Here is a 24842-nt window from a genome sequence, read left to right as displayed (position 1 = left end):
CTCATCCCGATTGCGGCGATGCTGGGCGGGCTCGCGGGATTGCTGGTGGGTTTCCCGACCTTCCGCCTGCAGGGACACTACTTCGCGCTGGCGATGCTCGCCTACCCGTTGGCCATCCTCTACGTGTTCGAATGGCTGGGCTTCCAGGAAGTCACCCTGCCGATCAAGCGCGACAATCCCATCGCCTACATGCAATTTTCCGATCCGCGTCTCTATACGCTGCTGGCGCTGGCGATGATGATTGGAACGATCCTGCTCACGAGGATCGTCGAAAAATCGCGATTCGGCATGGCCCTGCTTGCGATCAAGCAAAATGAGGCTGCCGCGGAAGCCGCGGGAATCAACACACTGGCCTGGAAACTGCGCGCCATCACCATGAGTGGAGCGATCGCCGGAGCGATCGGCGGATTCTACGCCGTCGTTCTGCTGGTGGTGACGCCGCAGTCGGTCTTCGGCATGCTGGTGTCCGCACAGGCGCTGACGGTCGCCATGTTCGGCGGCGTTGGAACGGTCTGGGGGCCGGTGATCGGATCGGTGATCCTGATCCCGCTTGCCGAAACGCTCAACGCCGAAGCGGGCTCGCGCTTTCCCGGCATTCAGGGGGTAATTTTTGGCCTGGCGATCATATGCGTCATCCTTGTCGCCCCGGAGGGTTTGTTCTGGAAGTTTCGCGATTTCCTGCGCAAGCGGCCGCCGCCGCGAGATGCGGCGACGCCGAGCGCGCCAGCTCTTCAGCTCGCCGCCACCATCCCCGCCGCGCCAACGCCGTCGCGTTCGAAGCAATCCCGGGGGTCAGGCGATGTCGTCCTTGAGGTGCGCGAGCTGTCGCGCTCGTTCGGTGGCTTGAAAGCCGTCCAGGACGTCAGTTTCAAGCTGCGGCGAAACGAGATCCTTGGAATTATTGGTCCCAACGGGGCCGGCAAGACCACGGTATTCAACCTGCTGAACGGATTCATGCGGCCCGACAACGGCGAAATTCTCATTGATGGCCGCGAGATGTCGGGCCGCAAGCCGCACGAACTCTGTGAGGCAGGCATCGGCCGAACCTTCCAGATCATGCGCCCGTTCCCGCGCATGTCGATCTCGGACAATGTCGTGGTGGGCGCCTATGTCCGCGCCGGGACCGACGCCAAGGCCAGACAACTGGCAGCCGAAGCGATCGCCCGCGTCGGCCTGTCGGATATCTCCGAGCGTATCGCCCGCGAACTCACGACCAAGGAATTGCGGCTGATGGAGCTCGCCCGCGCGCTGGCCGGGCAGCCGCGCATCCTGTTGCTCGACGAGACGCTGGCGGGCCTCGGGCATGACGAGGCCAACGAGGTCGTCGCGGTGATTCAGCGGCTCGCCCGCGACGGCATGACGATCGCCATCATCGAACATACGATGCAGGCCATGGTCCGCCTGGTCGACAGTTTCCTCGTGCTCGATCATGGCGCCGTGATTGTCGAAGGAGAACCGGAAGCTGTCACCCGGGATAGCCGGGTGATCGAGGCTTACCTCGGCAAGAAATGGATGGCCCATGCTCCGCATTGAAGGGCTGACCGCCGGCTATTCGGCAATCCCCGTCCTGAACGGCGTCTCGATCAAGGTCGAACAGGGTCAATTCGTTGCCATCGTCGGGCCGAACGGCGCCGGCAAGACCACCCTCTTCAAGACAATTTCCGGGATCGTGCGTCCAAGCGCCGGAGCGATCACATTCGAGGATATCGACCTCTTGTCCGTCCGGCCGGCGCGACGCGCGCATCTCGGCATCGCCCACATCCCGGAAGGACGCCAGGTTTTTCCCTCACTCACGGTGATGGAAAATCTGGAAATGGGCGCGATGACGGAGGCCGGCCGACGCGACTGGAAGGGCAATATCGAGCGCATCTTCGAATGGCTGCCCGTGCTTGCCGAGCGCCGCGGTCAGTTCGCGGGAACATTGTCCGGCGGACAACAACAGATGCTGGCCATCGGCCGCGGGCTGGCGTCCTCGCCCAAACTTCTGATGCTGGATGAACCCTCGATGGGCCTGGCGCCGGCGGTTGCTGATTTCATCTTCGAACGGCTGATCGAAATCCGGCGGCAATCGAACCTGACGATCCTGCTGGTCGAGCAGCGCGTGGCGGAAGCCCTGGAGTCCGCCGATCTCGGCTACGTTCTCGAGGCAGGCCGCGTCGTGCTCGAAGGCAACAATCAGACGTTGCGGGCGGACGACCGTGTGCGCAAGGCCTATCTCGGCATGTAACAAAATCATCAACCAATGAACCAATCGGGAGGACAAAAAATGAAGCAGGGCAGGATAGCGAAGACATCGGTGACACGGCGAACCGTGCTCTCTGGCGCAGCCGCCATCGGACTATCGACGGTGGCGCGGGCGCAGCAACCGGCCGAGGTCAAGGTCGGCCTGATCGTGCCGCTTTCCGGCATCTATACCCGTCCGGGTCAGGTGATGCGCATGGGCGCGGAGATCGGCATCGAGCACATCAACGCGCAAGGCGGCATCAAGTCGCTCGGTGGCGCCAGGCTGAAGCTCGTCGTGATCGACTGCGGGGACACCACGGAAAAGGCCAAGAACGCGGCGCAGCGCATGGTGGCGCAAGAGACCGACCTCGTCGCGGCGACCGGCTCGTATCTCAGCTCCTTCACCCTGGCCGTGACCGAGGTGACCGAGCGCGCCGAATTGCCGATGCTGACGCTGTCCTATTCGGATTTGTTGACCGAGCGCGGCTTCAAATTCATCTTCCAGACCGCAGCACCCGCGAGCCGGCAGTCGGAACTCGGCCTGCCCGAATTGATGAAGCTTGCCGAAGCCGCATCCGGCAAACGTCCCAAGACAGTGGCAATGCTGATGGACAATACGGCAACATCGGTTGCGACCGCCAAGGCACTCAAGGAAAGGATTTTTGCGCAGGAAGGCCTGCAGTTGGTGGTGGAGGAAGTCTGGACGCCGCCGCTGTCCGACGCCACCCCGCTGATCCAGAAGGTTCGCTCAGCCCGTCCCGATCTTCTGCTGTTCATGCCGAACGCCATATCGGACGCCAAACTCGGCCTGGAAAAGATCAACGAATTCGGGCTCGGTCAGGGCAAAATTCCGACGGTCTCCTTCAGCATTACGATCGCAGAACCCGACATGCTGCAAAGCGTCAGTCCCGACGTCGTTCAGGGCATCATGACGATCGTCGCCAATTGGGGCTCGAAGGGCCAAGAGGATCTGATCAACGAGCTGAAGGCGAAATACAAGGAACCCTGGATGACGCAGAACGTCATCTCGACCTATGGCGATATGTGGCTGATGAAGGCGGCGCTGGAGAAGGCCGGCAAGGCCGACCGTCGCGCCGTGGCGGAGGCGTTCCGCACGATGGATGGCGGCCCTTCGAAACATTACCCCGGCGGCCAGCTCAAGTTCGACGAAAAGGGCCGCCGTGTCGGCGCCGGCGTCGTGATCGTGCAGTGGCAGTCCGGAGTGCCTGTGACCGTATTTCCGCCAGACCTTGCGCTGGCAGCGCCGTTCTGGCCGAAAAAAACCTGAATCGAACCTGTCTGCCAACCTCGAGGAGCCATCGTCATGAACAAGATCACGCGGCGTGCACTGCTCGCCGGAGTCTCGATCGGATTGCTGCCGTTTCGGGCATGGGCCCAACAGCCCTCCGAGGTAAAGGTCGGGTTGCTGGTGCCAATCTCCGGCCTCTATGCGCGCCCAGGAGCCGTGATGCGGGAGGGCGCCGAGATGGCGGTAGATCATATCAATGCGCAGGGCGGCATCAAGTCGCTCGGGGGCGCCAAGCTCAAGCTGGTCGTGCTCGATTCCGGGGATACGACGGAGAAGGCAAAAAATGCGGCGCAGCGCATGGTCGCACAAGAGCCCGATCTGGTGGCGGCGAGCGGTTCATATCTGAGCTCGTTCACGCTCGCGGTCACCGAGGTCACGGAGCGGGCCAGTCTGCCGGTTCTCACCCTCTCCTACTCCGATCTGATCACCGATCGCGGCTTCAAATATGTATTCCAGACTTCCGCGACGGCGGGATCCCAGGCTAGGCAGGCCTTGCCGCAGATCGTGAAGCTGGCGGAAACGGCTTCGGGCAGAAAGCCCAAGACTGTCGCGATCATCACCGACAACACCGCTGCATCGGTTTCCTCGGCAAAGGCGATGCGAGACGGCCTGCTTGCCGAAAACGGGCTGCAACTGATCGCCGATGAAACCTTCACCCCGCCGCTCGCGGACGCCACCTCGCTGGTTCAAAAAGTCCGGTCGGCGAAGCCAGACCTTCTGTTCTTCCTGCCGACCGTGATTTCCGATGCCAAGCTGTTGCTCGAGAAGATGAACGAATTCGGCCTCGGCCAAGGCAAGATCCCGACGATCTCGTTCGGAATCGCGATCGCTGAACCCGACATGCTGCAGACCGTCAGCCCGGAATTGCTGCAGGGCGTGCTCACCTGCGTCGCAAGCTGGGGCGCCAGGGGTCACGAGGCGCTGATCGCCGAGCTGAAGACCCGTTACAAGGAGCCCTGGATGACGCAGAACGCGATTTCCACCTACGGCGACATGTGGGTGATCAAGGACGCGCTCGAGAAGGCCGGCAAGGCCGACCGGGTTGCGGTTGCCGACGCCCTGCGCTCGATCGACGCTGGTCCCTCGAAATATTATCCGCTTGGCGAGATCAAGTTCGACGAAAAGGGCCGCCGGGTCGGCGCCGGCATGACGATCGTGCAGTGGCAATCCGGCGTGCCGGTCACGGTATTCCCTCCGCAGCTGGCGCTGTCCCAGCCGTTCTGGCCCAAGAACTGACGCCGTCCCCGCGACCGCAAGGACAACTGGAACTCATCCATGGACAAGGCGACATACGACCGAGGCCTCAAGATCCGCAATAGCATCGTGCCGGCCGGCGTGGACGCTTTCCGAAACGCCCGGGAAATCTTCGCCGGGCTGGATCAGAAGAAATAGCCCGGGAGCCCGATCCAATGCTGAAGGGCAAATGGGCGCTCGTGACCGGAGCGACAGCCGGTCTCGGACTGGCCGTTGCAGAAAGCCTTGCCGGCGCGGGTGCCAATATCGTCGTGCACGATCTGGTCGAGCCGGCGCTGACGCGGGATCGTCTTCGGTCCCGCTTTGACGTGGAGGTGATAAGCGCTGCCGCTGATCTGTCGCAGCGCCTGTCCATTGAGACCATGATGGCCGACCTGCTCGGCCGCCTCGACGCGATCGATGTTCTGGTGAACAACGCGGTGGTCCGGCATTTTGCTCCGATCGAGCAGTTTGCACCGGAACGATGGGATGAAGCGCTGGCCGTCAATCTTTCGGCGCCGTTTCATCTGATCCGCCTGGCGCTGCCGGCCATGAAGACGCGCGGCTGGGGCCGCATCATCAACATGGCCTCGATCTATTCGACCCGGGCCGTCGCAGATCGCATCGACTACGTCACGACCAAGACCGCCATCCTTGGCATGACCCGCGCAGTTGCGATCGAGACGGCAAACAGCGGAATCACCTGCAACGCGCTCAGCCCGGGCACGCTGCCGACACCGGCCATTCAAGCAAGGATTGCATCGATGGCTGCGACCGAAGGCCGTTCGATTGACGCGTCGACGCGCGATTATCTGGCGTCACGCCAGCCGACCGGCAGATTCGTCGCCATGGAAGGCGTTGGAGCGATGGTGGTCTTCCTGTCGAGCCCCGCCGCACAGGACATCACGGGCGCTGCCCTGCCGATCGATGGAGGCTGGTCCGCCGCTTGAGCGCAAACGATCGAGCCGCGCCATGTTCAGATTGCCGAGATGATGATTCTGCCCGTAAATCGCGACTGAAGCAGTGCGGCGGCGACCGTGGCAGCAATCCTGCCCCGGGCCGTTGCGAATGACGGAACGAAGGCGATAGACAATGGACAAACACGCTGAATTGCAGTCCACGCTGCGGATTGAGGACGTTCCAACTGTCCGCTCAATGGTCGCGCAAAAGCTGCGCGAAGCGATCATGGCCGGGACCTTGAAGCCGGGCCAACGCCTGATCGAACGCGAGCTTTGCGAGAAGACCGGCGTCAGCCGGCCGTCGATTCGCGAGGCACTTCGGCTGCTGGAAGCCGACGGTCTCGTCAGCACGGTCCCCCATCGCGGTCCCGTTGTCAGCACCATCAGTCTTGAAGAAGCAAAACAGCTCTACGCGGCACGTGCCGTTCTCGAAGGATTTGCCGGACGTGAATGTGCACGTCTGCGCGATCCCGCCGTCGTGCGCAGGATCGGAGATGCTCTCGCCAGGTTGAAGGCTGCGTTCGCCGAAACCGACTTGATGGCGGCGCTTGAAGCCAAAACCGAGTTCTATGCGGCGCTGATCGGCGGTTGTCAGAATACCTTCATAGAGCGAATGCTTCGGCCGCTTCACGACCGAATTACGCTATTGCGAATTACCTCGATGTCTCAGCCAAAACGGATCAACAGGAGTCTGCGCGAGATCACCGCGATCTGGCGCGCGATCCAGAATGGCGATCCCGACCTCGCCGAACGGTGCTGCGTCGATCATGTGACGGCGGCGGCGGTGGCCGCACTCAGCATGATCGAACGATCATCCGCAGCAAAGGAAAAAGCAACCGCGGATCAATAGCTGGTCCCTGCTCTGACTCCCCTTCTTTTGCGCGATGAATGCCAACCTCGCGTCAGGCGTTCGGCTCGACGTCAAGCCGGACGACAATACCTTGCAACTCCGGGGTTGGTGCCGGATAGCGCGTCATCACCAGCGGATCGTGACCGGGAACGATGTGCTTGCGGGTGGGCGCGCCGGCGACAAGCATGTCGAAGGCCTCGAGCATCTCGCCGACATGGAACGCGGTGGTGAAAGGCCGGCCGCTCTCCATATTCTCGTAGAAATGCGTGACATCGGAGGCGACCACGACCCAGCCACGCCTTGTATGCACCCGCACGAACTGCAGCCCCCGGGAGTGTCCGCCTGTGGGATGCAGGGTGATGCCCGGCGCGAGCTCCGCGGAACCGTTGTAGAGATTGACGCGGCCGGCGAAGTTGAGGCGCACCATGCCCACCACATCCTCCGGTTCGAACGAGTGCGCCAGACGCGGGTAGCGCATGTAGCGGCCGGTGGCGAAATGCATCTCCGGCTCCTGCAGATGGAACCGTGCCGCCGGAAAGCGATGGAAATTTCCGACGTGATCGTAATGCAAATGCGTGAGGATCACGTCTTTGACCCGCTCCGCATCGATGCCGAGAAGTCGCAAGGCATCGATGGGGCAACGCAGCAGCGTTCGCTTGCGTTTCGCCGCCGTCTCTGCCGTGAACCCTGCATCGATCACGAAGGTGCGTTCCGCAGATACTGCGACCCACAGAAAATAGTCCATCGGCATCGGACCGTCGTGTGGGTCACCTCCGATGAAATGCTCGCTGCGGTTGGCCTCCCGCGTCGCATAGCGGAGGGCAAAGAGTTCATACACCGGAAGCGAACTGGTCATGGTCACACCGTGAAGTCGAGGAACGCTGCCCGGCGAATCGAGATGAGGCCGCTGAATGATAGCCTCAATGCGATTACACCGTGTCTGACTTCAGCGGCATCGCGCTTCATCGCCGCCACGTAGCCTGGCCGGCGGCCGTGGTGGCCTCCCGGAAGCCATACCACGTCATCGGACACGACCCCTCCTGCCGCTTCCACGAAAGAAATTTCGGGCGAAAATCCGAACAGCAAGAATCCTATAAAACTTCGTTTTTTCAACAGCTTGATGACTGGTTGCGGGGAGGCGCAACCACCGAGACGGACATTCGCTGATGGCGGCCATCTGGAGTGAAGAATTATATTGGCCGTCCATCAAACCGGCAGCAGCTCACAGCGTCGATCCGCCGGACGAGGTAATCGCCAGGCGCCGCATCTTCAGGATTGAACAGGTGCTAGCCGCCGAGATAGGCCGCTCTGATGTGCCTGTCGTCGATCAATTCGCTGCCGCGGCCGGACAGCACGATTGATCCCGCTTCCATCAGATAGGCATAGTCGCACATGTCGAGCGCGGCATAGGCGTTCTGCTCCACCATCAGCACAGTCGTGCCGGACTCGCGGATGCCGTCGATGATCTCGAAGACCTGTTCGACGATATTCGGCGCCAGTCCGAGCGACGGCTCGTCGAACATCATCAGCTTGGGCTTGGACATGATGGCGCGGCCGATCGCCAGCATCTGCTGCTCGCCGCCGGAAAGCGTTCCCGCCACCTGGCGGCGACGCTCCGCCAGCCGCGGAAACTGCGTGAGCACGCGGTCGCGGTCGCTGGCGACTTCGGCGCTGTCGCGCCGCAGATAGGCGCCCATATCGAGGTTCTCCTCGACCGTCATGTCAGGGAATACTCGCCGCCCTTCCGGGCAATGGGCGATGCCGCGCGCCAGAATGTCGCGCGCCGAGCAGCGGGTGATGTCCTCGCCTTCGAACGTCATGCGGCCGGACGCCGATGGCAAGATGCCGGAAATCGAGCGCAGCGTCGTGCTCTTGCCGGCGCCGTTGGCGCCGATGAGCGCCACCAGCTGCCCCTGCTTGATCGACAGCGAAATGCCCTTGATGGCGTCGACCTTGCCGTAGCGGCAAACGAGATCGCTAATCTCTAGCACGTTTCCTGGCCCCCTGCCCGAGATAGGCGCTGATGACCTCCGGATTGCCTTGAATGGCAGCGGGCGGCCCCTCGGCGATGATCCGGCCGTAGTTCAGCACCACGATCCGGTCCGACACGCCCATCACCATCGGCATGTCGTGCTCGACCAACAGAATGGTGATGCCCAGGCCACGCAACCGGTCCAGCAGGTGCATGAACCGTGCTGTTTCCGTCGCATTCATTCCCGACACCGGTTCATCGAGCAGCAGCATCGCGGGGTCGGCAGCCAGCGCCAGCGCCACGCCGAGCAGCCGCTGTTCGCCATAGGCGAGCGCCCCCGCGAGTTCGCGCGCGCGGCGTTCGATCCCGACCAGCGCCAGAATTTCGGCGGCCCTCGCCTTCAGCTCGCTTTCGGACTCGCGCTCGCGCGGCAGCGCCAGCAGCGTGTCCAGCAATCGCGAGCGGCCGCGGCGGTGCAGCCCGATCATGACGTTCTCGAACACGCTGACGCTCTGGAACACACTGGTGCGCTGAAAGGTTCGCGCCAGCCCCAGCGACGTGACCTGGTGCGGCTTCAGATTGCTCAGCGACGATCCGCGGTAGCGAACCTCGCCCCTGGTGGGCTTCAGAAAGCCCGTGATGACGTTGAACGCCGTGGTCTTGCCGGCGCCGTTGGGCCCGATCAGGCTGACTACCTCGCCCTCGTTCACGACGAAATTCATGTCCGAGAGTGCGACCAGGCCGCCAAAATGAACCGCGATGTGTTCGATCGACAGCGCGGGGGCCGCTTGCGGGGAACGGGCCTGCATCATCGCACATCCTGCATCTTGGCCTCGTCGGCTGCGGCGGGAGCATCGGGTTCACCTCCTACGCCGAACCATTTCTCGATCGCGGGTACGATGCCCCGCGGCAGCACGAACACGATCAGGATCATGAACAGCCCGTACAGGATCCATTGAATCTCCGGGGCAGCGAACGACCGCGCCACCACCGGGATGAACCCGAAGATCAGGCCCCCGACGATCGGACCCGCCAGCGTGCCCTTGCCGCCGGTGATCACCATGATCACCATCGTGACCGTATAGAGAAACAGGAACACGTCGGGATCGATGATCTTCAGATAATGTGCGTACAGACTGCCCGCCGCGCCGGCGATGCCGGCGGAGACCACGGCGGCAAGCACGAGATAGCGCGTGACGTCGATGCCGACGGAAACCGCCAGCGATTCATTTTCCTTGAGCGCCACCATGGCGCGGCCAATCCGCGAATTCACCAGTCGACCGATGATCACATAGGAAGTCGCCACTACGCCGAGAACCAGATAGAAATTCGCCTGCTTGCCGTAGAACTCGAAATAGCCGAGGCCGGGCAGACCGAGCTTCATCGGCGGGATCGAGGTCAGTGCCAGCGGGCCCTGCGTCAATTCCACCCAGTTCAGCGCCACAAGCCGCACGACCTCGGCGAAGCTGACGGTGACGATGACGAAATAGGCGCCGCGAACCCGGAACGAGAGTTTGCCGACGATATAGCCGCAGAGGCCGGACCCCAGAACGGCCATGACGAAGCCGAGCCACACCGGCCATGGCTCGTGCACCACGCGATAGCCGCCGATCAGTTCGACATCAAACCCGAGCGACACCAGCGCGCTGGTGTAGGCGCCGATACCGAAGAAGGCGACGTGGCCGAGGCTGAGCTGGCCAGTGTAGCCCAGCAGCAGGTTCAGACTCATGGCCGCAATGATGAAGATGCCCGTGGTGACGAAGGCATTCAGAAGGTAGGGATCCCGCAGCCACATCGGCACCGATGCGGCTGCGAGCAATGCGATCCAGGGCAGAAGCCGCTTCATCCGATCCGCTCCGATCGCGCAAACAGACCGGTCGGCTTGAACAGCAGTACCGCGATGATGATCAGAAAGCCCATGGCGTCGCGGTAGCCGGAGGAAATATAGCCCGCACCGATTTCCTCCGCGAAGGCGAGAATGAATCCGCCGATCGTCGCGCCCCCGATGCTGCCGAGGCCGCCGAGGATAACGATTGCGAACGCCTTGAGCGACGCGATGTTGCCCATCTGCGGCGACACTACATAGACCGGCCCGAGCAGTGCGCCAGCCGCCGCGGCGAGACTGGAGCCGATGGCGAATGTCGCCATGTAGATCGCCTGAATGTTGACGCCCATCAGTGCCGCGGTATCGCGATCCTGGAAGGTAGCCCGCATCGCCTTGCCAAGCTTGGTGCGGTTGATGAGGAAATAGGCCACTGCGATCAGCGCCAGCGCCGCAAAGAACACGAACAGCCGCAGCCAGGACACCGAGAACGGTCCGATCACCAGCGGCGTTTCCGGAAACGGCGTGGCGACCGACTTTGCGACACCTCCCCAGACATATTGCTCGGCGTTCTGCATCACGATCATCGCGCCGATCATGATCAGCATGGTGGTATCGATGTCCGCCCCGCGCATCGGGCGCAGCAGCACGACCTCGATCAGCCCGCCGAGCACGCACCCGGCCAGGATCGCGATCAGCAGCGACAGGAAAAAATTGAAGCCAAGCAGAACGGCGATGAAGTAGACGAAATAGGCACCGAATGCGTAGAGTTCGCCGTGGGCGAAATTCACGATCCGCATGATGCCGAAGATCAGGGTCAGGCCGATCCCAAGCAGCGCATAGGTGCTGCCGAGGATCAGCATATTGATCATGTGCTGCAAAAATTCTGTCATCGAAACTTATCCGGGTCAGCCTTCGGCGCCCGCCAGGGATGGCCGGAACGTCGCAACGAGAGGTCACGGGCATCACGCCTGTCAGGAGCGATGCCCGTCGCAGACCCTCACAGCTTGGGCAGCACGACCTTCGCGTTGTCGACCTTGATCAGGTAGACGTTGGGCATGCTCTGGCCGCTTTCCTTGCCGGCCGGGCCCTGCTTCTCGAACTTGATCTTGCCGTTGAGGCCCATCAATTCGGTCTGCCAGAGCGCGTTGGTGATCGCCTCGGGTTCAGCCTTGCCTGCTTTCTCGATCGCGACGGCGATGGTGCGGATGCCGTCATAGCCGCGGAAGCTCTCGGTGGCGCCGGCGAAGTTGAAGCCGCGCTTCTTCCATTCGCCGAGGAAATATTTGGTGGCGGCGGGATTGGGCGTATCGTCCGGATACCAGGGCGCGAAGGTGGTCAGGTGATAGGTGCCATTGGCGGCGACGCCGGCCTGATCGATCAGCTGATCCGGATTTTGCGAGCCGCCGGTGGTGATGATCTGCTTCTTGATCCCGAGCGCGGTGGCCTGCTTCAGCAGCAAGGTGAGCTGCTCGACCGCCGTGGTCACCATGATCGTATCGGAATCCGTAGCCTTGATCTTGGACAGTTGCGCGCTCATGTCCTGAGCAGACTGGTCCATGGTCTCGACCAGCCCGACCTGAACATTGTCGGCCCTGAGGGTCTTGCCGAAATCCTCGGCCGAGCCGCGGCCCCAGTCATTGTTGATGACCAGGAAATCGGCCTTCTTGACCGACATCTTGGGGAGAATGTTCCTGAAGGCCGCGGCCTCCACCGCCGATGGGGGCGAGATGCGGAAAATATAGGGATTGCCGCTGGTGGTGATCTTGCCCGACGAGGAGGTCTCCACTACCATCGGCACCTTGTACTCGATCAGCTTCGGCATCACCGCGAGCGTCAGGCTGGAGCCCCAGGCGCCCATCATCACCGGAACCTTGTCGGCGGTGATCAGCTTCTCTGCGACCGCAGCAGCCTCGGTGGGATTGCTCTTGTTGTCCTCGATCACCAGCTCGATCTTCTTGCCGAGCACGCCGCCCTTGGCGTTGATTTCATCCGCCGCGATCTTCGCGCCGTTGACAACATAGGTTCCGGAAGCGGCGAACGGGCCGGTCAGCGGCTCATTGACGCCAATCTTGATGGTCTGGGCGACGGTCTGTCCGGCGAGACCCGCCGCCAGCAGCGCGGCGGCCGCCATTGTCGTGAAAAATTTCGTGTGGTTCGCCATCGTCTGTTTCCTCCGTGTGAATGCGGAATTCGCTGTTCTTTTCAAGCAAGCCTTGTGCCGGGTTGAGCCAGTTTCCTTTCCGTCCGCGGCTACAATCGTCTTATTATTAGTATGTTAGTATGATGTGCAATGGTCGTGCGGCGTCAAGTCTTCTCAACAGTCCGGCACGTTGACCGCGAGTCCTCCCCTCGATGTCTCCTTGTATTTGGCCTGCATGTCCGCTCCCGTATCGCGCATCGTCCGAATTACCTGGTCGAGCGTCACGTGATGCGACCCATCGCCGCTGAGCGCCAGCGACGCCGCGTTGATCGCCTTGATCGCGCCGAATGCGTTGCGCTCGATGCAGGGAATCTGCACCAGACCGCCGACCGGATCGCAGGTCATCCCGAGGTGGTGCTCCATGCCGATCTCCGCAGCATTCTCGATCTGCCGGTTGCTGCCGCCGAGCGCGGCCGAGAGGCCGGCCGCGGCCATCGAACATGCCACACCTACCTCGCCCTGGCATCCCACTTCGGCGCCGGAGATCGACGCATTCCGTTTGCAAAGCCCGCCGATGGCGCCGCTGGTCAGGAGAAAAGTCCTGATGCCGTCCGTCGATGCGTCCTGGCAGTGGTCGGCGAAATAGCGAAGTACCGCGGGGATCACGCCGGCGGCCCCGTTTGTCGGCGCGGTCACCACCCGCCCGCCCGCCGCATTCTCCTCGTTCACGGCGATGGCATAAAGGCTCGCATAGTCCATCGCCGGGACCGAATTGCGGATATTGCGGATCTCCGACGCCTGCAGTCGGGCATACAACGCGCGCGCGCGACGCTTGACCTTCAGGCCGCCGGGCAGCTCGCCATCGGTCCGCATTCCGCGGTCGATGCAGTCGAACATCACGGTGGTGAGACGGTCCAGGCGAGCGTCGATCGATGCCTCGTCCGCGAACACCGCCTCGTTCGCCCGCACCATCTCGGCAACCGAGAGACCGGAGCAGTCGCCCATCGCGATCAGCTCGGCGGCATCGGCGTAGTCGAACGGTATCGCGGCCTCCGATTTGGCAGTCGCTCCCGCCTCTCCTTCGCGTCGGATGAAGCCGCCGCCCAGCGAGTACCAGGTCTCGCGCTTCAGTTCGCGCCCGTTGCTGTCCTGGGCTGAGAAGCGGATCGTGTTCGGATGCACCGAGGCCGGCTCCTCGAAATTGAAATCGATGTCCTGCGCCGGATCGAAACCGATTGTCGTCCCGTCCGGCAGCACCAACTGCCTGGTCGCCGCGATCCGCGCGACGCGACGGTCGGCATCGTCAGGATCAATCGATTCCGGAGCCAGTCCCGCGAGCCCGAGCATGACCGCCTTGTCGGTGTGATGGCCCTTTCCGGTCCAGGCCAGGGATCCGAGCAGGGTGACTTGCAACCTGCCGAGTTGTCGACGCGCGTCCTCGTCAAGCGCCGACATGAACGCCGCCGCCGCCTTCATGGGCCCCATGGTATGCGAGGACGAAGGTCCGATCCCGATCTTGAACAGGTCGAAAACGCTGATCATGACGGTTGACCGGCCATGTTCGCTGCGATCGCTATTTCGCCTTCATCCGCGGGATGATCTCGCGGGCGATGATTTCGACCTGATCCATCCGGTACTTGTACGGGACGAAGATGATCTTCTGCACACCGACCGCGACATGGGCCTTCAACTGCTCGACGCATTCGTCGACCGAGCCCATGATCGCGCTCTCGCGCGAGCAGTCGCTGTGCTCGGGGAAATCCCACTCCTTGTTCAGCCAGTCCATCATTTCGTCGCGCACCGCCGCCCTGGACGGCCCGATCATGATCGGCAACTGCGATGCATTCAGCAGCGCTTCCGGATCCTTGCCGCCTTCCCTGGCGAAGGCACGAAGCTTGGCCCAGGATTTCGCGAAACTTTCAGGCGAATAGAAATAGGTCAGCCAGCCGTCGCCGGCGGTGGCAGCGCGCTGCAGAACCTTGTCGACATATCCTCCGATCAGGATCGGCATCCGCGGCTGCTGCAACGGCTTGGGGTACATCACGGCGGCGGAGATATCGTGCGCCATGTACTTGCCGTCGACCATCTTCTCGGTCCAGAGACGGTTGAGGATCTCGAGATTCTCGTCCATCAGCTTGCCGCGCTTGTTGAACGGAATGCCCATGGCGTCGAATTCGCGCTTGTACCAGCCGGAGGCCATTCCCATGATCAGCCGTCCGCCGGAAAAATGGTCCATGCTGGACAGCTGCTTGGCGAGGGCGACCGGATTGCGCAGCGGCAGCACCAGAATGCCGGTGCCGAGCTTGATCTTGCTGGTCCGCGCCGCGATCGCCGTCAGCGTCGTCAGCGAATCCAGAATCGGAAAATGCGGCTCGACGCCCAGCAGAATGTGATCCCAGACCCAGAGCGAGTCGTAGCCCAGTTCTTCGACACGCATGCCATAATCGACCAGCGCCCTGGCGTCCGGCATTTCGGGAAAGGCCGTGAAGTTGCGCGCGGCGATACCGTAGGTATTCGACAGCATGGTCATATTGCTTCCTCGTTTTCTCAAGCGATGAAGAGACGGTCGGGATCGAGCATCCGCAGCGTCGACAGTTCGTGCTCGGTCGGCGGTGCGGTGACGTTGAGCTGATCCTCGAAGATCAAATCGAAGCCGGTGTTGTCCTGAACCTGCTCCCGCGTGATGCCGGGGTTGAGAGCGAGAACCTTCATCCGCCGCGAGGTCTCGTCGAATGAAAACACCGCCAGCTCCGTGATCACCCGGAACATCCCGCCTTCAGGCAGCCCGCTTTCGGCGCGGGTCGTGCCGCCACGGATGTAGCCGGGGCTGGTGATGAAATCGACCTTGTCGACGAAGCGGCGTTTCTCGTGTTTCATCGCGACGATCATGTTGGTGAGGCTGGAAATGTCGTTGCCTCCGCCGGTTCCGGGCAACCTGGTCTTCGGCGATTCCGGATCGCCGATGAACGAGGAGTTCAGATTTCCGAACTTGTCGATCTGGGCGCCGCCCATGAAGCCGATGTCGACATAACCGCGCTGGAGCAGCAACAGCACGTCCGCGCTGCCCAGCACCATGTTGGCGCGCTTCGTGCATCGCTGGTCGTTGGTCGACGGCGGCAGCTTGCCCGGTTCGACGAAGGCGCCGATCACGCCGCCCTCGAACAGGATGGTCAGGCCGGGACAGCGCAGCCGCTGGGCCAGCGTCGCCGCCAGCAGGGGAACGCCGATGCCGGCGAACACCACCTGGCCTTCCCTGAGCTGGCGCGCGCTGAGGATCGCCAGCATTTCCGAAGCCGTGTGTCGTGACGCATCAGTCATCGAAAATGCTCCTGCCCCTGCGGCTCGCCGCGACGATTTCGTCGACACCGATCATCGAGAGGAAATCGTTCCAGCCGTTGGGTCCGTAGACGTGATCATCGAGGTATTTCTTCATTCCGCCGACCGGATCGCCGTTCACCTGCTTAACGTAGGCATCGAGATGATTCATCATCGGCTCGTAGACGCCGTAGCATTCGTGCGGCGCCGCGCCGAACGGCACCTCGACTACGGCGTCGACGCAGAAGAACGGGATCTTGGTCTGGTCCGGCGCACGCCGGATCTGGTCGTTGGAAACGATACGCTCGGTGGTCAGGATCACGCGGTTGGCGGCCATCGCGAGATCGATGTCCATGAATTGCAGGCCGTCGATCTGGGCGTTGCCATAGGCGTCGCAGCGCTGGACATGGATTAGCGCCACGTCCGGGTTGAGCGCGGGGACCAACAGCAGTCTCTCGCCGGTGAACGGGCAGTCGAATTCCTTGGCCTCCGGGCGCCGCTTGCCGACGTCGGATCCGAGCATCGAACGCATCGGCATGAAAGGTACGCCCATGGCACCGGCGCGAAAGCGCATGCCGACGCCCATGTGGCTCCACTCGTCGTAGCGGGCGTGACCACCCTCGATATGGTGACGCATCACCCTGGAAAGGCCCCAGAGGATACCCTGGGCAAACCAGCTCGATATGATGTGGTTGGAGGCGCCCGATCCCAGCAGCAGGTCGCCGTCGGTCGAGATGATGCAGCGCGAACAGCTCAGCTCCTTCTTGCGCGCCCGAATCAATTGCCAGATCAGGGCCATCGGCGTCCGCGACATGGTCGAGCCACCGATGCCGACGGAGGCGCCGTCATTGACGAAAGAGGCCGCCTCCTCCAGAGTCACCACCTTCTCGCGAAGGCTGCGGTCGCGCTGCGCCATATTCTGGCGCAATGTCTCGTATGGCTGGACCACGTCCCGATTTCGGACCACGCTCATGCTCTCGCCTTGCTTGAAGTGCCCGCCTCGTTCGATCCCGAGGCCTCGGCGTTGAATTCCTCGATCAGCGCGTCCCATTCCGGCAGGCTCGCAGCGATGCCGTCCCAGAACGACTGCGACCGGCGACGCTCGAAATCCTCGACACTGACGCCCTGCTGTTCGACCCAGGTGTAGTAGCCGAGGTTGAAAATCTGCCGCCGCAGTTGATCCGTGAGCTCCATGACGTTGTCGGCCGCGACCGAGGTCAGGCAGGAACCGAACACCTCGCCGGCATTGACCTCGTCGAACGATCCGCCGAAATGCCTGGCCCGATACTCGTCGCGCTCGCTGTCGTAGAGCGATCCGCTGTCGGTCGCGACCGTGACGATGACGTCGTCCGGCCCATAATGAAACTGTTTGGCGAGCTTGATTGCGGCGACGATATTGGCGAAGCCGGAAATGCCCACATCGGCGAAGGACGCCACCAGGCCGGCGTCCAGCTTGCGGCGCCCCTGAAGATACTTCCGTCCCACGTCCGAACCGAACAGGAGATTGAGCTGATTGGTGACACGATCGGATACTCCGATCACGACATCGGTGTTCATCACGTTGTGGATCAGTGGAATGTGCTTGTCGCCGATGCCCTGGATGTTGTGTTCGCCATAACCGTTGTTCAGCATGGTCGGACATTCGAGCGCCTCCACGGCGACTATCCGCGCGCCATGTCGCTTCTTCAGATAGTCGCCCGCCGCAATGGTGCCGGCCGAGCCGGTCGCCGACACGAAGGCCGCGAGGCGACGCTGGCCGTCGCGCTTGAAATCATTGAAGGCGTGTTCGGCTGCCGCACCGGTGCAGGCGTAATGAATGAGGTAGTTGGAGAACGCCGAAAACTGATTGAGGATGACATTCTGCGGGTCGCGCTCCAGCTCGGCGCACTTGTCGTAAATTTCCTTGACGTTGCTCTCGGTGCCCGGCGTCCGGACAATGTCCTCCGGATCAGCCACCCATTTCTCCAGCCACTCGAACCGCTCCCGGCTCATGCCCGCTGGCAGCACGGCAACGCCGCGGCAGCCGAGAATGCGGGAAATCGATACACCGCCGCGACAGTAATTTCCGGTGGAAGGCCAGATCGCCTTTTGACTGGCGGGATCGAAGCGACCCGTCGCAAGCTGCGCCACGAGCACCGCATAGGCCGGCAGCACCTTGTGTGCCCCGATCATCGGGAAGCGGCTCCCGAGCAGCACGACGATCGGTGCCTTGACGCCGCTGATCGATTCGGGGATCACAATGTAGCCCGGTACATCGGCCCTGCTCCTGCCATCTGCGGCGTTGTACCAGTTCACCCGCCAGAGATTCTCGAAGCGCGGCTCATCCGGCGCCACACCCACGAGCTGCCTGGTCACCGCAGCGGGAATCTTCGTCGGATCGGCCAGCTGCGAAAAGGTCGGCAGCATCACGCCGAGTTCCCGAGCGCGTGCGACGGCGCGCGCACGCCGCTTGCCGTCGACGATTTTCGGGTTGATGACCAGCGACATGTTCAACCTTCTCCGGCAATCCGCAAGATTTTAATCATACTAACATTAGTAAAATAGGATGTCGAGGCGGGCCTTACGGGCCGGCCGCCAGCGTCACCCCCTCGGCACGCCCGGAGACCGCCATCCGCGCCGCGGCCGACTCGAACGAACGCCGCCGCATGGCATCCGCCGCGTCGCCGTAGATCGTCGTGCGCTGCCGCGGGATGCGGCCAGCCGAGAAGATGATTGTCTCCATCTCCTGAGGTGTCATCTCCTGGCCGTGCGATGCGCCGGCGGAGCGCGAGATGCTCTCATCCATCAGCGTGCCGCCGAGATCGTTGACGCCGGCCGACAGGCAGCGGCGAACGCCTTCGGCGCCGAGCTTGACCCAGGAAGCCTGGATGTTCGGAATCAGCGGATTGAGCACGAGACGCGCGACCGCGTGCATCAGGATCGCTTCACGGAACGTCGGCCCCGGCCGTGCCCGCCCCTTGAGGTAGACCGGCGCTTCCATGTGAACGAAGGGAAGCGGCACGAATTCCGTGAAGCCGCCGGTTTCCGACTGCAGGGCGCGAATCCGCTGCAGGTGGCGCGCCCAGTGCTGGTAGCCCTCGATGTGGCCGAACATGATGGTCGCCGTGGAGCGGAAGCCGGCAGCGTGCGCGGCGCGCATCACGTCGAGCCATTGCCGGGTGCGGATCTTGTCGGCGCACAGCACCTCGCGCACCTCGTCATCGAGAATTTCGGCCGCGGTGCCGGGCAGCGTGCCGAGGCCCGCGGCCTTCAACTCGCGCAGGAACTCGATGACGGGCATGTCCAGCGTCTGTGCGCCATGGAAGATCTCCAGCGGCGAAAAGGCATGCATGTGGATCTGCGGCACGGCATCCTTCACCGTCCGGCAGATATCGAGGTATTTTTGTCCGGTATAGGACGGGTGAATACCGCCCTGCATGCAGACTTCCGACGCGCCGCGCTGCCACGCCTGCGTCACGCGTTCGGCGACCTCCTGCAGCTCGAGATCGTAGGGCCGCCCGCGCAAATTCTCGCTCATTCTGCCCTTGGAGAAGGCGCAGAACTGGCACTTGAACGAGCAGATGTTGGTGTAGTTGATGTTGCGGGTTACGACATAGCTGACGACGTCGCCGTTGGTCTCGCGACGCAGCTCGTCGGCGGCGCGGCAAACAGCCGCAAAATCGTCGCCCCGGGCCCGAAACAGATCGACGATCTCCGGCTCGTCGAGCGCATCACCCCGCTGCGCCCGCGCGAGCATACGACCGAGACTTTTCGAGGGCGCTGGCGAGCCCGCCTTCTCAAGCCAGTCGAGTTCGCGCGACGGCAATCCGCCGGCGTGCCCCGGACACCAGTCGTCGACGCGGGCCATGCCTTCCGCATCGATACGGTCCAGCACCGCCTTGCGCACGCCGCGATCGAGCCACCGGCCGGCATCGCGGGCAAAGGCCGGATAGATCGCCAGGCGCTCGGTGAGCTCCATGCCGGCGGCTTTGGTGGCCGCCTCCAGGACCCGCAGATGCGGCCAGGGCGCTTCGGGATTGACGTGATCCGGCGTGACCGGCGAAACCCCACCCCAGTCGTTGATGCCGGCGGCGACCATCCGGCCCAGCGCGCCGGGGCTCAGATTGGGCGGGGCCTGAATGTTCATCGACGGTTCGAAAATGAGACGAGCCACGGCGATCGTCCAGAGATGGTCATCGACATCGGGCGGCGCGACATTTTCCATTCGCGTGCCGGGCTTGGGACGGAAATTCTGGATGATGATTTCCTGGATGTGGCCGTAGGCCTCATGGAGATCGCGCAGCGCGAACAGCGAGTCGATGCGCTCCTGCGGGGTTTCGCCGATCCCGATCAGGATCCCCGACGTGAACGGCACGCTTCGCTCCCCGGCCAGCCGCATGGTCTCGAGGCGGGCGGCGGGGATCTTGTCGGGCGAGCCAAAATGGGGGCCGCCCTTTTTACCGAGCCGCCCCGAGGCGCTCTCCAGCATGATCCCTAGCGAGACCGAAACCTTGCGCAAGGCGTCGATGTCCTCGCCCGTCATCAGCCCGGGGTTGATGTGCGCCAGCAATCCGGTCTCGCGAAACACCGCGCTCGCCGCTGCCGCGACATAGGACAACGTGGTCGGATGTCCGAGCCGGTCCAGTTGTTCCCGCGCGGCGCGATAGCGTAGCTCCGGCTTGTCGCCGAGCGTAAACAGCGCCTCCTTGCAGCCGGCCTTATTGCCCGCCTGCGCGATGGCAACCACCTTGTCGATCGGCAGATAGGGACTTTCGCCGGCGCGCGGCGCGTGGGCGAAGGTGCAGTAATGGCAGACGTCGCGGCAAAGCTGGGTGAGCGGGATGAACACCTTGCGCGAAAAAGATACCCGCCGTCCGTGCGCGGCGTCGCGGCGCTTTGCGGCGGCATCGAGCAGCGTCTCGATGTTGCCGAAGTGAATGAGTTCGGCGGCCTCGTCGCGGGTAAGACGGTGGTTTAGCGGAAAATTCCGCACCAAACTACCGATGCTCATTTTACATATGCCTCCTTGACGGGCAGCGCGGTGATGCCGAGACGCTCCGCTACGTTAAATTCAGCGAGCAGCGCAGCGGTCAGCGAGGCCTTCCTCGGCCCGCTCCAGGGCAGCAGATCGCTCGGGCAATCGATGTCATGCCCGAGACCATGGACCCGGACAATGCCGCAGGCGACGCCGCCGTCGCGCGCCAGCGCCCGATGGCGGGCAAAGCTGTTGTCGCCGAAACTCGGTTCGATCAAACCCCGACGGCGCAAGGCGAGCGCATTGGTTCCACCGTCGGACAGGGCCGGCGCCAGCACCATCGGGTATTGGCCAAGTTCGCCCAGGACCGCCTGCAGGTCGGCCGCCGTCGCAAACGGCACATCTGACGGCACGATCAGCGCAGCGGACTGCAAGTCGAGGCCCTTGAGGCCCTGCCGGACGGCGGCATTGACGCCCGTTTCCATGGTGTCGCCGACCACACGCGCATCGAACAGCCTTGCGAGACCGGCGACCGCGGGATCGCTGGTCACCACGATAATGCCGGCCAGCCCCGGCGTCGCGCACAGGCAAGTCAGAACGTCGTGCAGCATGATCCGCGCCAGTTCGGCACGCTCGTTGCGCGACAGCACCGGCGACAGCCGCTGCTTGGCGCAGTCCAGCCGCTTGACCGGAACGATGGCCCGGACTTTTGCGGGATTGCCAGCGCAACTCAACGTCACCTTCCCATCCCGGTCTCGGCGCCAGGCACGAGGCGCGCCGCGAAATCGAGGCAATCGGCAGCCAGCCGGTCGCGATCCTCCAAGCTTCGCATCCAAATCGATGCGGTCTGCACCGGCAGGTCGATCCTGTCCACTTCCGCCCGATCCGTCTCGTCGATGATCAATCCGTTCAGGAAGCGATAATGCCGGGCAATACTGACGGAGTCAGCGGGCACGCCGAGTTCGGCCATGATTTTCGCCGTCGGCCCCTTGACCGCCTGGCCGCCGATCAGGGGCGAAACAGCGATGATCGGCGCGGTCACGTCATCGAGCGCGTGGCGCAGGTCCGAAACGGCGAGAATCGGATCGACGCTCAGATAGGGATTCGAGGGGCAGATGATGACGGCGGCGAGATCCGGATGACGCAGCGCCGCCAGCGCCTGGTGGGAGGCCGCGGCCCGTTCCGCGTTCCTGAATTCGAGGCGTTTCAGCACCGGCTCACATTGCAGCCCGACGAAATAGCGCTGGAACGGGAGCGTTTCCGCTTCCGTCACCACCATGGTCTCGACGCGGTCGTCCGACATCGGCACGATGCGTGCCGCAATTCCGAGCCTTCGCGCCATCGCGGTGGTGAAGTCCGTCAGTGATGTTCCGCCATGCAATGCCCGGGTACGTTCGGCATGCATGGCAAGATCGCGGTCGCCGAGCCGAAACCAGGTCTCGCCCCCCAGCGCGGCGAGTGCGTCCATGAAATTCCAGCTTTCACCCGCGCGACCCCAGCCCCGTTCGGGGTCGCTGAGGCCAGCGAGCGTGTAGAGGACGGTGTCGATATCCGGCGAGACGTGAAGGCCGAGATGTTCGAAATCATCGCCGGTATTGACGATCACCGTCAGATCCTCGCCGATCAGGCGATCAAGCCCCAGCGCCAGTTTGGCACCCCCTACCCCGCCGCATAGCGCCACCACCGGCCGGCCGCGAAGCGACGCTGGGCGCGGCGCGCTCATCGGAACATGTCCCGCTCGCGGGGACGCACCAATGCGGATGCCGGGCGCGCCGCCGCGTCGAACTTCAGTCCGCGCACCATCACCACGGGCAGCCCTTCCGCCGCCTGCCCCATCACCAGCGACGCGGCGGCCGCGATCTCGTCGGCCACCGCGATTTCGGTGACCTGCATCGGCCGGCCGAACAGGTCTGGCGCGCCGATCATGTCGAGCAACGACGGCAAGCCCGCGACACCCAGCGCGACGCCGACGACGCCATTGCGCCAGGGACGCCCGAAACTGTCGTTGATGATAACTCCCACCTGCGCGCCGAACGCGCTATCGAACCGGGCTTTCAACGCCGCCGCCGATCCGTCGCAATCGCGCGGCAGCAGCAGCACACGCTCCTCGCCATCGGCGTGCTCGATGTTGGATTGATCGATCCCGGCATTGGCCATCACGAACCCAAGCCTGTGGGCGACGATCAGGATGTTGCGGCGGTGGCGCACGACCTCATCGGATTCGGACAGCACCAGTTCGACATAGCGCGGGTCCTTTTCGATCTCGCCAGCGAGCACGCGCGCCTTTTCCGACGGCTGCACATCCTTCAGCGTGACGTAGCGGTTTTCCGCTTTCGAGACGATCTTCTGGGCGACGACGACGACGTCGTCGGTTGTCAGCTGCAGCCGTCCGGCCTTGAGGGCAGCGATAATCAGCCCGGCAAGGTCGTCACCCGGGTTGATGAGCGGCAGCCCGGGCACAGCGAAATAGGTGATGCTGTTCGCCATCGCCTGCGTTCATGATGCGGTGGGCGTCGGCAGCCCTGTGATGCGGATGCCGGCGCCCGGAACTTTGTATCGCCTGTTGATCCCGATCAGGACCGAGGTCAGCGCTTCCGCCGCCGCCGAATTCGCAAGCACCCCGCCGTCGATTCCGCAGGATGCCACCTCGTTGGCCAACCCGATCACGATATCGCGCGAGGCCTTTTCGTTGCCGAACACCAGCACGTCGCAGTCGGCTTTACCGCCCGCGTGCAGCTTGGTGGCTCCGACATTGTGAAAAGCCGACACCACGCGAACGCCCTCGCCGAGCAAGTTCTGCGCGATCTGCGCCGCCGAGCCTTCCGCTGGCAGTTGCACCACCGAGACCTTCGGTGGCACCAGCGGCACAGCGGCATCGACCAGGACCTTGCCCTGAACGGCCTCCTTTACTTCGAGCAGGATCGCTTCGTGGCTGCCGAACGGCACCGCCAGCACCACGATTTCCGCGGACCTCGCCGCGCCGACATTGTCATCGCCGCGCGCACCCCTTCCCAGCTCCTTGGCAAAGGCCTGCGCCTTGTCGGCCGAACGCGAACCGATGATCACGGAATAGCCGGCCGCGATCCATCGCTTCGCCAGCCCGGATCCGAGGTCGCCGGTCCCGCCCAGGATTGCAATGATAGGCTTTGCGCTCATTGGCCGACATTCCTTCGGATACGAGGTTCACGACCGTCGATCAGTCCAGCGACATTTCGGTCAGCGGCACCAGCTTGACGCCGGCCTTCTCAAGACTCTCGCGCACCGCTCGGGCCACCGCCACGCCGGTCGGCTCGTCGCCGTGAACGCAAAGCGAATGCACCTTGCATGGGATCTTCTTGCCGTTGCGGGAGGTGATGGTGTTGTTCACGACCATATCAATCACCTGCCTGGTCGCCGCAGCCGGATCCTTGAGTACCGAGCCGGAGATCTTGCGCGACGTGAGGTTGCCGTCGTCGTCATATTGGCGGTCGCAAAAGCCTTCAATTGCGACCGGAAGCCCGAGCTTGCGCCCGGCCTTTTCCATTTCCGAACCGGCCAGCGCGACATAGATGATGCTGGGATCGACGGTCTTGATGGCGCGGCCGATCGCGAGTGCATACTCGCTGTTCTCGGCCGCCATGTTGTTCAGCGCGCCATGCGGCTTGAGGTGCGTCACCTTGACGTCAGAATAAGTGGCCATCGCCTGCAGCGCGCCGATCTGGTAGGCGACCATGTATTCGAGATCGTCCGGCCGCATGTCGATGCGGCGGCGGCCGAACCCCCAGAGATCGTTAAAGCCGGGGTGCACGCCGATTGTGACGCCGTTCTGCTTGGCCTCGTTGATCACCCTGTGCATGGTCCGCGGGTCGCCGGCATGGAAACCGCAGGCGATATTGGCAGAGCCGATGATTTTCAGAATGCCGGAATCGTCGCCGATGTTGTAGGCGCCGAACCCCTCAGCCATGTCTGCGTTCAGATTGATCTTGATCGTCATTGTTCACCTCTGGTCGGGCGGTGGCGGTGAAAGTCGGGCGCAGGGTCTCGAAGGTAAGGTACTATTGTTGGAATGACAATATCTTTCAT

The 24842-nt window shown here is 63.1% G+C and carries 24 protein-coding genes; 6 read left to right on the top strand and 18 right to left on the bottom strand.

Translation table 11 applies throughout. The features are described 5' to 3' along the window. The 6 genes from WCE35_RS12525 to WCE35_RS12500 form a co-directional block, all read left to right on the top strand. Window positions 1–1533 (top strand): ATP-binding cassette domain-containing protein (locus WCE35_RS12525; RefSeq protein WP_424593660.1); only part of this gene is annotated, 1533 nt, incomplete at its 5' end. Further along, window positions 1520–2227, top strand: coding sequence for an ABC transporter ATP-binding protein (locus WCE35_RS12520; protein WP_424593659.1), 708 nt, complete (start codon window positions 1520–1522; stop codon window positions 2225–2227). The genes WCE35_RS12525 and WCE35_RS12520, both read left to right, overlap by 14 nt. A gap of 39 nt (window positions 2228–2266) precedes the next feature. Next, window positions 2267–3511, top strand: a complete 1245-nt coding sequence (locus tag WCE35_RS12515) for an ABC transporter substrate-binding protein (protein ID WP_424593658.1) — start codon at window positions 2267–2269, stop codon at window positions 3509–3511. A gap of 36 nt (window positions 3512–3547) precedes the next feature. Next, window positions 3548–4768, top strand: coding sequence for an ABC transporter substrate-binding protein (locus tag WCE35_RS12510; protein WP_424593657.1), 1221 nt, complete (start codon window positions 3548–3550; stop codon window positions 4766–4768). A gap of 173 nt (window positions 4769–4941) precedes the next feature. Continuing rightward, window positions 4942–5715: an SDR family oxidoreductase gene (locus WCE35_RS12505; RefSeq protein WP_424593656.1), complete on the top strand. Its 774-nt coding sequence runs from the start codon at window positions 4942–4944 to the stop codon at window positions 5713–5715. 142 nt (window positions 5716–5857) lie between these two features. Further along, a complete protein-coding gene (locus WCE35_RS12500) occupies window positions 5858–6574 on the top strand; it encodes a GntR family transcriptional regulator (RefSeq protein ID WP_424593655.1) in 717 nt (238 codons plus the stop codon). Window positions 6575–6626: 52 nt separating this feature from the next. Here WCE35_RS12500 and WCE35_RS12495 read toward each other — a convergent pair whose 3' ends face one another. The 18 genes from WCE35_RS12495 to WCE35_RS12410 all read right to left on the bottom strand — a co-directional run bounded on the left by WCE35_RS12495 (window position 6627) and on the right by WCE35_RS12410 (window position 24753). After that, a complete protein-coding gene (locus WCE35_RS12495; protein WP_424593654.1) occupies window positions 6627–7430 on the bottom strand; it encodes an N-acyl homoserine lactonase family protein in 804 nt (267 codons plus the stop codon). Window positions 7431–7432: 2 nt separating this feature from the next. Next, window positions 7433–7660, bottom strand: a complete 228-nt coding sequence (locus WCE35_RS12490; protein WP_424593653.1) for a hypothetical protein — start codon at window positions 7658–7660, stop codon at window positions 7433–7435. Window positions 7661–7860: 200 nt separating this feature from the next. After that, window positions 7861–8565: an ABC transporter ATP-binding protein gene (locus WCE35_RS12485; RefSeq protein WP_424593652.1), complete on the bottom strand. Its 705-nt coding sequence runs from the start codon at window positions 8563–8565 to the stop codon at window positions 7861–7863. Then, window positions 8552–9355 (bottom strand): ABC transporter ATP-binding protein, encoded by an 804-nt coding sequence (locus tag WCE35_RS12480; protein ID WP_424593651.1) that lies wholly within the window; start codon window positions 9353–9355, stop codon window positions 8552–8554. The genes WCE35_RS12485 and WCE35_RS12480 overlap by 14 nt, the downstream gene beginning before the upstream one ends. Continuing rightward, window positions 9355–10392 (bottom strand): branched-chain amino acid ABC transporter permease, encoded by a 1038-nt coding sequence (locus tag WCE35_RS12475; RefSeq protein WP_424593650.1) that lies wholly within the window; start codon window positions 10390–10392, stop codon window positions 9355–9357. Before WCE35_RS12475 ends, WCE35_RS12480 begins: the two co-directional genes overlap by 1 nt. Next, window positions 10389–11261, bottom strand: coding sequence for a branched-chain amino acid ABC transporter permease (locus tag WCE35_RS12470; protein ID WP_424593649.1), 873 nt, complete (start codon window positions 11259–11261; stop codon window positions 10389–10391). The genes WCE35_RS12475 and WCE35_RS12470 overlap by 4 nt, the downstream gene beginning before the upstream one ends. 107 nt (window positions 11262–11368) lie before the next feature. Beyond that, on the bottom strand, window positions 11369–12532 hold the full coding sequence (locus tag WCE35_RS12465; RefSeq protein WP_424593648.1) for an ABC transporter substrate-binding protein: 1164 nt from the start codon (window positions 12530–12532) through the stop codon (window positions 11369–11371). Window positions 12533–12685: 153 nt separating this feature from the next. Continuing rightward, the gene (locus WCE35_RS12460) at window positions 12686–14053 is read right to left on the bottom strand and encodes an L-serine ammonia-lyase (RefSeq protein ID WP_424593647.1); all 1368 of its coding nucleotides are present in this window, start codon (window positions 14051–14053) and stop codon (window positions 12686–12688) included. Between the two features lie 31 nt (window positions 14054–14084). Beyond that, the gene (locus WCE35_RS12455) at window positions 14085–15041 is read right to left on the bottom strand and encodes an LLM class flavin-dependent oxidoreductase (protein WP_424593646.1); all 957 of its coding nucleotides are present in this window, start codon (window positions 15039–15041) and stop codon (window positions 14085–14087) included. Between the two features lie 17 nt (window positions 15042–15058). After that, complete coding sequence (locus WCE35_RS12450) at window positions 15059–15829, bottom strand: CoA-transferase subunit beta (protein WP_424593645.1); 771 nt, start codon at window positions 15827–15829, stop codon at window positions 15059–15061. Continuing rightward, on the bottom strand, window positions 15822–16742 hold the full coding sequence (locus WCE35_RS12445) for a CoA transferase subunit A (protein WP_424593661.1): 921 nt from the start codon (window positions 16740–16742) through the stop codon (window positions 15822–15824). Before WCE35_RS12445 ends, WCE35_RS12450 begins: the two co-directional genes overlap by 8 nt. A 53-nt stretch (window positions 16743–16795) precedes the next feature. After that, window positions 16796–18313: a pyridoxal-phosphate dependent enzyme gene (locus WCE35_RS12440; protein ID WP_424593644.1), complete on the bottom strand. Its 1518-nt coding sequence runs from the start codon at window positions 18311–18313 to the stop codon at window positions 16796–16798. Between the two features lie 73 nt (window positions 18314–18386). Beyond that, the gene (cofH, locus tag WCE35_RS12435; protein WP_424593643.1) at window positions 18387–20816 is read right to left on the bottom strand and encodes a 5-amino-6-(D-ribitylamino)uracil--L-tyrosine 4-hydroxyphenyl transferase CofH; all 2430 of its coding nucleotides are present in this window, start codon (window positions 20814–20816) and stop codon (window positions 18387–18389) included. Then, a complete protein-coding gene (cofC, locus tag WCE35_RS12430; protein ID WP_424593642.1) occupies window positions 20813–21514 on the bottom strand; it encodes a 2-phospho-L-lactate guanylyltransferase in 702 nt (233 codons plus the stop codon). Before cofC ends, cofH begins: the two co-directional genes overlap by 4 nt. A 2-nt stretch (window positions 21515–21516) precedes the next feature. After that, window positions 21517–22503 (bottom strand): 2-phospho-L-lactate transferase, encoded by a 987-nt coding sequence (cofD, locus tag WCE35_RS12425; RefSeq protein WP_424593641.1) that lies wholly within the window; start codon window positions 22501–22503, stop codon window positions 21517–21519. Next, the gene (gene cofE / locus WCE35_RS12420) at window positions 22500–23267 is read right to left on the bottom strand and encodes a coenzyme F420-0:L-glutamate ligase (protein WP_424593640.1); all 768 of its coding nucleotides are present in this window, start codon (window positions 23265–23267) and stop codon (window positions 22500–22502) included. The genes cofD and cofE overlap by 4 nt, the downstream gene beginning before the upstream one ends. A 9-nt stretch (window positions 23268–23276) precedes the next feature. Then, window positions 23277–23936 carry an NADPH-dependent F420 reductase gene (gene npdG, locus WCE35_RS12415; RefSeq protein ID WP_424593639.1) on the bottom strand — a complete coding sequence of 220 codons (660 nt, stop codon included), beginning with the start codon at window positions 23934–23936 and terminating at the stop codon, window positions 23277–23279. A 40-nt stretch (window positions 23937–23976) separates the two neighbouring features. Further along, window positions 23977–24753, bottom strand: coding sequence for a LamB/YcsF family protein (locus WCE35_RS12410; RefSeq protein ID WP_424593638.1), 777 nt, complete (start codon window positions 24751–24753; stop codon window positions 23977–23979). Between the last annotated feature and the right edge of the window lie 89 nt (window positions 24754–24842).

It is taken from the genome of Bradyrhizobium sp. (assembly GCF_049691595.1).
GTDB lineage: Bacteria > Pseudomonadota > Alphaproteobacteria > Rhizobiales > Xanthobacteraceae > Bradyrhizobium.
The sequence above is the reverse complement of the archived record's forward strand: the minus strand, read 5'-3'. Positions and strand labels throughout refer to the sequence as shown.